At 62.5% G+C, this 5,734-nt stretch carries 5 protein-coding genes; 1 reads left to right on the top strand and 4 read right to left on the bottom strand.

Going from position 1 to position 5,734, the window contains the following annotated elements; translation table 11 throughout:
- The coding region (locus tag ISS20_RS23710; protein ID WP_366828761.1) for an IS3 family transposase at positions 1 to 97 on the top strand (97 nt) is incomplete at its 5' end.
- 271 nt (positions 98 to 368) lie between these two features.
- Here ISS20_RS23710 and ISS20_RS23110 read toward each other — a convergent pair.
- The 4 genes from ISS20_RS23110 to ISS20_RS23095 form a co-directional block, all read right to left on the bottom strand.
- The gene (locus tag ISS20_RS23110; protein WP_291439927.1) at positions 369 to 1,499 is read right to left on the bottom strand and encodes an ABC transporter substrate-binding protein; all 1,131 of its coding nucleotides are present in this window, start codon (positions 1,497 to 1,499) and stop codon (positions 369 to 371) included.
- Between the two features lie 280 nt (positions 1,500 to 1,779).
- A complete protein-coding gene (locus ISS20_RS23105; protein WP_291439925.1) occupies positions 1,780 to 2,733 on the bottom strand; it encodes a nitronate monooxygenase family protein in 954 nt (317 codons plus the stop codon).
- A gap of 136 nt (positions 2,734 to 2,869) precedes the next feature.
- On the bottom strand, positions 2,870 to 4,660 hold the full coding sequence (locus tag ISS20_RS23100) for an acyl-CoA dehydrogenase (RefSeq protein ID WP_291439923.1): 1,791 nt from the start codon (positions 4,658 to 4,660) through the stop codon (positions 2,870 to 2,872).
- Between the two features lie 76 nt (positions 4,661 to 4,736).
- Positions 4,737 to 5,669, bottom strand: coding sequence for an FAD-binding protein (locus ISS20_RS23095; RefSeq protein ID WP_291439921.1), 933 nt, complete (start codon positions 5,667 to 5,669; stop codon positions 4,737 to 4,739).
- Positions 5,670 to 5,734: the final 65 nt, after the last annotated feature.

Here is a 5,734-nt window from a genome sequence, read left to right as displayed (position 1 = left end):
CTACAATCACCGCAGGTTGCATTCGTCGCTGGGCTACCTCAGCCCGATGCAGTACGAACAACGCTGGTACGAGGCACAGCGTAAAAAGGCCGCGTGAATCGTGGGTTAAGAACTACACGAAACAGGGGCAAGGTCAGTGTTGAATCCCTGCAGACAGTGCACCGCTGGATATCCGGATTCCCTCCGCGCTGATTCGCCTGCTGCGCAAAGCAGCAAGACGAACTGAACCGAGGAAGGAACAACAAAACCCGCTATTGTCCTCCGTTAGAGGATTTTTTGCACAGCTGCACTGTCTCCCGCTGGTCTGCCATCACCTGCAGCGGGCTCGATGAACAAGAGTCCGCGCACCGCGCGAAGCGTGGATACCCTCAGTAACGCAGACTGCCTTCCGCGTCCACGATAGCCAGCTCCACATAGGTCGACCCATTGTGGTTGCGCGGCGAATACTTCACGCTGAAACGACCAAAAGCAATTTCACCCGCGTCCTCCATCGTTTTGGAGAACGACTCGGTAGTCAGGTTGCGCCCCGTGCGGCGTAGCCCTTCCACCAGCAAGCGTGCGTGGACAAAACCTTCGAACTGCGAAGCCGAGGGTTGAGCGCCGGGCGACTTGGCGCGCAGCAGGCTCAGATATTCGGCCACCACCGGGATAGTGGTGTTGCGCAGCGAAGGCATGATCTGCGCCAGGATGATGCCCCGCGCCTTGTCCCTGAGTTCGCGCTGGATCACGTCCATGCTGGCCACCGAGAACCCGTAGTAGGCAGGCCGCGCTGCCGTGGCCTGCACCGCCTTGATGTAGCTCGTGAAAGTGGTGCCGCCGGTCGCCACGATCACAGCCTGGGGCTGGGCTTTTTCGGTCGCCTGTGCGGCGGCGGCAAAGTCGGGCTGTTTGGGGTCCACCTTGATCTCGGCCACAAAGGGCAGCTTCTCCTCGTCCGAAGCTTTCTTGAGCTCACCTGCCAGTGTCTTGCCCAGGCCGTCATCCTGGAAGAACACCGCCACACGGGTGATGCCTTGCTGGCGCAACTGCGACACGATCTTGATGGCCTCGTTCGCATAACCCGCACGCACATGGAACACATACGGATTGAACGCCTCGCGAAACACCGAGGCGCCCGTGACGGGACCGAACAGCAGGGTGCGCTGCTCCTTGACCAACGGCAGGATGGCCGCCGTCTGGGCCGTGCCAGTGCTGTGGAAGATCATGAACACCTTGTCGTTTTCCAGCAGCTGGCGCGTGTTTTCGACGGCCTTTTGCGGGTCGAAAGCATCATCAAGCGTGGTGTACCGGATCATGCGGCCATGCACCCCGCCCTGCGCGTTCACCGCGTCGAACAGCAGTCGCGAGCCCTCGCCATACTGCGCCGTCTGCGGCCCCAGCGGCCCCGACAACACCACCGATGCCCCCAGCCGGATTTCATCGGCGGTCACGCCTTCATTGCGGGCATGAACCAGGGTGGCGGCGCACAAGGCCAGCAGGCACACAAAAGCACGGAACATCAGGCATTTCCCTCGCAACATGGTGACAAGGCCAGCGCGCGCAGCGTCGGCATTCATTGATTATTTTTCATCATCATTATCTGCAGGGGTCTTCTCCTGCCCACGCGGGTTTCCCCTCGGATGCGTCACCGCAAACAGACCGCCTGAACACATCCCACAAAAGTTTCGCCCGCAATGTGTAGGCACACATTGCGGGCGAAACAAACGACAGAGTGAGGCAGAAGGATGGCCGACCGGCCCCGGCAGCACGAAGCCACCGCTCCTCACACCGCGCGCGATGTCAGAGCTTGAGGCGGGCGCGGGCTGCCTCGTATTCACTGCGCAGTTTGGCGACAAGTTCGGCGGTGCTGGTCACGGCGTTGATGGAGCCGATGCCTTGGCCGCAGCCCCAGATGTCTTTCCAGGCCTTCTTGGCGTCACCGCCGAAGTTCATCTTGCTGGGGTCGGACTCGGGCAGGTTGTCCGGGTCCATGCCTGCCGCACGGATCGAGGGCGCCAGGTAGTTGCCATGCACGCCGGTGAACAGGTTGCTGTAGACAATGTCGTCCGAGTTGCCATCCACGATGGCTTGCTTGTAGGCCTCACTGGCGCGCGCCTCATGGGTGGCGATGAAGGCCGAACCGATGTAGCCAAAGTCCGCCCCCATGGCCTGTGCAGCCAGCACCGCGCCGCCACTGGCGATAGAGCCGCTGAGCGCCAGCGGGCCGTCGAACCACTGGCGGATCTCTTGGATCAGCGCAAACGGGCTCTTGGTGCCAGCATGGCCACCAGCACCAGCCGCCACGGCGATCAGGCCGTCAGCGCCCTTTTCAATCGCCTTGTGTGCGAACTTGTTGTTGATGATGTCGTGCAGCACCACGCCGCCCCAGGCGTGTACGGCCTGGTTCACGTCCTCGCGCGCACCCAGGCTGGTGATGATGATCGGCACCTTGTACTTGGCGCACACCTGCATGTCGTGCTCCAGCCGGTCATTGCTCTTGTGCACGATCTGGTTGATGGCAAAGGGAGCAGCAGGCCTGTCGGGGTTGGCCTTGTTGTAGGCGGCCAGGGTCTCGGTGATCTCGGCCAGCCATTCGTCCAGCAGCTCGGCAGGGCGGGCGTTGAGCGCAGGCATGGAGCCCACCACACCGGCCTTGCACTGCTCAATCACGAGCTTGGGGTTGCTGATGATGAACAGCGGCGAGCCGATGATAGGCAACGAGAGGTTTTGCAACACGGGCGGCAGTTTGGACATGGCAACAACTTCCTGAACAGATTTTTGGATGAAATAGAGCCCTAGCGCTTTTCCATCAAGCGCTAGCAGCTATCATTTTTATATCAATGGGCTACCCATACTGCAGGCAGCCGTCCCCTCACAACACGCTCAATCTTCAAAAGGCTTCCAGCGCCAACTCGGTCACGCTGGCCGCGCCCTCCACAATCGAATCGCGCAAGCCCGGCGCCTTCACCAGGATGTGGTCGGCATAGAACTGGGCCGTGGTGATTTTTGCGCGCATGAAGGCTTCGTCCTGTCCCTTTTGCAACAGGTCTTGTGCCACCAGCAGGCTGCGCGCCAACTGCCAGCCAGCCACTACGTTGCCCGCCAGCATGAGGTAAGGCACGCTGCCCGCAAACACGGCGTTGGGCTGGGCCTTGGTGCTGCCAGCCACAAAGTCGATCACGTCGAGCAGTGCCTTGCGCGCGGCCGTGAGGCGCTTGGCCACGGCCAGGGCTGCGGATGTGCCGCTGGCCAGCAGGTCGGCCTCGGTCTTCTCGATCTGCGCGGCAATGCCCTTGGCCACCTGGCCACCATCGCGTGCCGTCTTGCGGCCCACGAGGTCATTGGCCTGGATGGCCGTGGTGCCTTCGTAAATGGTCAGGATCTTCGCGTCGCGATAGTACTGGGCGGCACCTGTCTCTTCGATGAAGCCCATACCGCCGTGCACCTGCACGCCCAGGCTGGTCACTTCCAGGCTGGTCTCGGTGCTGTAGCCCTTGACCAGCGGCACCATAAATTCGTAGAACGCCTGGTTCTGCTTGCGCGTCTCGGCATCCGGGTGGTGGTGTGCGGCGTCAAACGCTGCAGCAGCCACGGTGGCCATGGCACGGCAGCCCTCGACAGTGGCGCGCATGGTCATGAGCATGCGCTTGACGTCGGGGTGGTGAATGATGGCAGCGCTGGCGTTGATGCTGCCGTCCACCGGGCGGCTCTGCACGCGGTCCTTGGCGTACTGCACGGCCTTCTGGTAGGCGCGCTCGGAAATCGCAATGCCCTGCATGCCCACGGCGTAGCGAGCGGCGTTCATCATGATGAACATGTATTCGAGGCCGCGGTTTTCCTGGCCTACCAGATAGCCCACGGCACCGCCATGGTCGCCAAACTGCAGCACAGCCGTGGGGCTGGCCTTGATGCCCAGCTTGTGCTCGATACTCACGCAGTGGGCGTCGTTGCGCGCGCCCAGGCTGCCGTCGTCGTTGACCATGAACTTGGGCACCACGAACAGGCTGATGCCCTTGACGCCCTCGGGCGCGCCCTGCACGCGGGCCAGCACCAGGTGGATGATGTTCTCGGCCATGTCGTGCTCACCGTAGGTGATGTAGATCTTGGTGCCGAAAATCTTGTAAGTGCCATCAGGCTGCGGCTCTGCGCGCGTGCGCACCAGGGCCAGGTCGGAGCCGGCCTGGGGCTCGGTCAGGTTCATCGTGCCGGTCCACTGGCCGGTGACCAGCTTTTCCAGGTACTTGGCCTTGAGCTCATCGCTGCCAGCGGTCAGCAGCGCCTCGATGGCGCCATCGGTCAGTAGCGGGCACAGCGCAAAGCTCATGTTGGCGCTGTTGGTCATCTCGATGCAGGCTGCGCCGATGGTCTTGGGCAGGCCCTGGCCCCCAAAGTCGGCGGGATGCTGCAGGCCCTGCCAGCCGCCTTCGGCGTATTGGCGGAAGGCTTCCTTGAAGCCAGGCGTCGTGGTCACCACGCCAGCGTTGAAGCTCGACGGGTTCTTGTCGCCTTCCCAGTTGAGCGGCGACAACACCCCTTCGTTGAACTTGGCACACTCTTCCAGCACGGCAGCGGCCGTGTCCAGCCCGGCATCTTCAAAACCTGGGATTTGCGCGATCTGTTCAATGTTGGCCAGGTGCTCGATGGCGAATAGCATGTCCTTGACGGGGGCGGTGTAGCTCATGGGTGTCTCCGAGAAAGCGAAATTTCGTCAAAAAAAAGGCATCGCGAGCGATGCCTTTGTGTGCACAGGGGCGTTCTTACAGGGCCTTGACCAGTTCAGGCACAGCCGTGAACAGATCCGCTTCCAGCCCATAGTCAGCCACGCTGAAGATCGGCGCCTCAGGGTCCTTGTTGATCGCCACGATCACCTTGGAGTCCTTCATGCCCGCCAAGTGCTGGATGGCACCCGAGATACCGGCGGCCACATACAGCTGCGGTGCCACGATCTTGCCGGTCTGGCCCACTTGCCAGTCGTTCGGTGCGTAGCCTGCATCGACCGCCGCGCGGCTGGCACCCAGGGCGGCGCCCAGCTTGTCGGCCAGGGGCGTCATGACTTCGTCGAACTTTTCCTTGCTGCCCAGGGCCCGGCCACCGGAGACGATGATCTTGGCAGCGGTCAGTTCAGGGCGGTCGCTCTTGGCGATCTCGCTGCCCACAAAGCTGCTCTTGCCGGCATCGGCCGTTGCAGCGGCGGTTTCGACAGCTGCGCTGCCACCGGTGGCAGCGGCAGCGTCAAAGCCGGTGGTGCGCACGGTGATGATCTTCACGCTGTCGCTGCTTTGCACGGTGGCAATGGCGTTACCGGCGTAGATGGGGCGCTCGAAGGTGTCGGGGCTCACCACCTTGGTGATGTCGCTGATCTGGGCGACATCGAGCTTGGCGGCCACGCGGGGGGCCACGTTCTTGCCGCTGGCGGTGGCGGGGAACAGGATGTGGCTGTAGCTGGAGGCGATGGCGAGCACTTGTGCGGCCACGTTTTCTGCGAGGCCGTGCTCCAGGCCGGCTGCGTCGGCGTGGATGACCTTGGCGACTCCGGCGATGCTGGCGGCGGCTTGGGCGGCAGCACCGGCGTTGTGGCCGGCCACCAGCACATGCACGTCGCCGCCGCAGGCCACTGCGGCCGTGACGGTATTCAGCGTGGCGCCCTTGATGGAGGCGTTGTCGTGTTCAGCAATAACGAGTACGGTCATTTGTTGTTCTCCTTAGATGACTTTTGCTTCGTTTTTGAGCTTGTCGACCAGGGCAGCCACGTCGG

This window comes from Acidovorax sp. (assembly GCF_016783915.1).
Lineage (GTDB): Bacteria > Pseudomonadota > Gammaproteobacteria > Burkholderiales > Burkholderiaceae_C > Acidovorax.
The sequence above is the reverse complement of the archived record's forward strand: the minus strand, read 5'-3'. Positions and strand labels throughout refer to the sequence as shown.

Excerpts from the sequence above, each read along its gene's own strand:
- ISS20_RS23110 (WP_291439927.1), bottom strand. The coding sequence starts at position 1,499 with ATGTTCCGTGCTTTTGTGTGCCTGCTGGCCTTGTGCGCCGCCACCCTG.
- ISS20_RS23105 (WP_291439925.1), bottom strand. The coding sequence starts at position 2,733 with ATGTCCAAACTGCCGCCCGTGTTGCAAAACCTCTCGTTGCCTATCATC.
- ISS20_RS23100 (WP_291439923.1), bottom strand. The coding sequence starts at position 4,660 with ATGAGCTACACCGCCCCCGTCAAGGACATGCTATTCGCCATCGAGCAC.
- ISS20_RS23095 (WP_291439921.1), bottom strand. The coding sequence starts at position 5,669 with ATGACCGTACTCGTTATTGCTGAACACGACAACGCCTCCATCAAGGGC.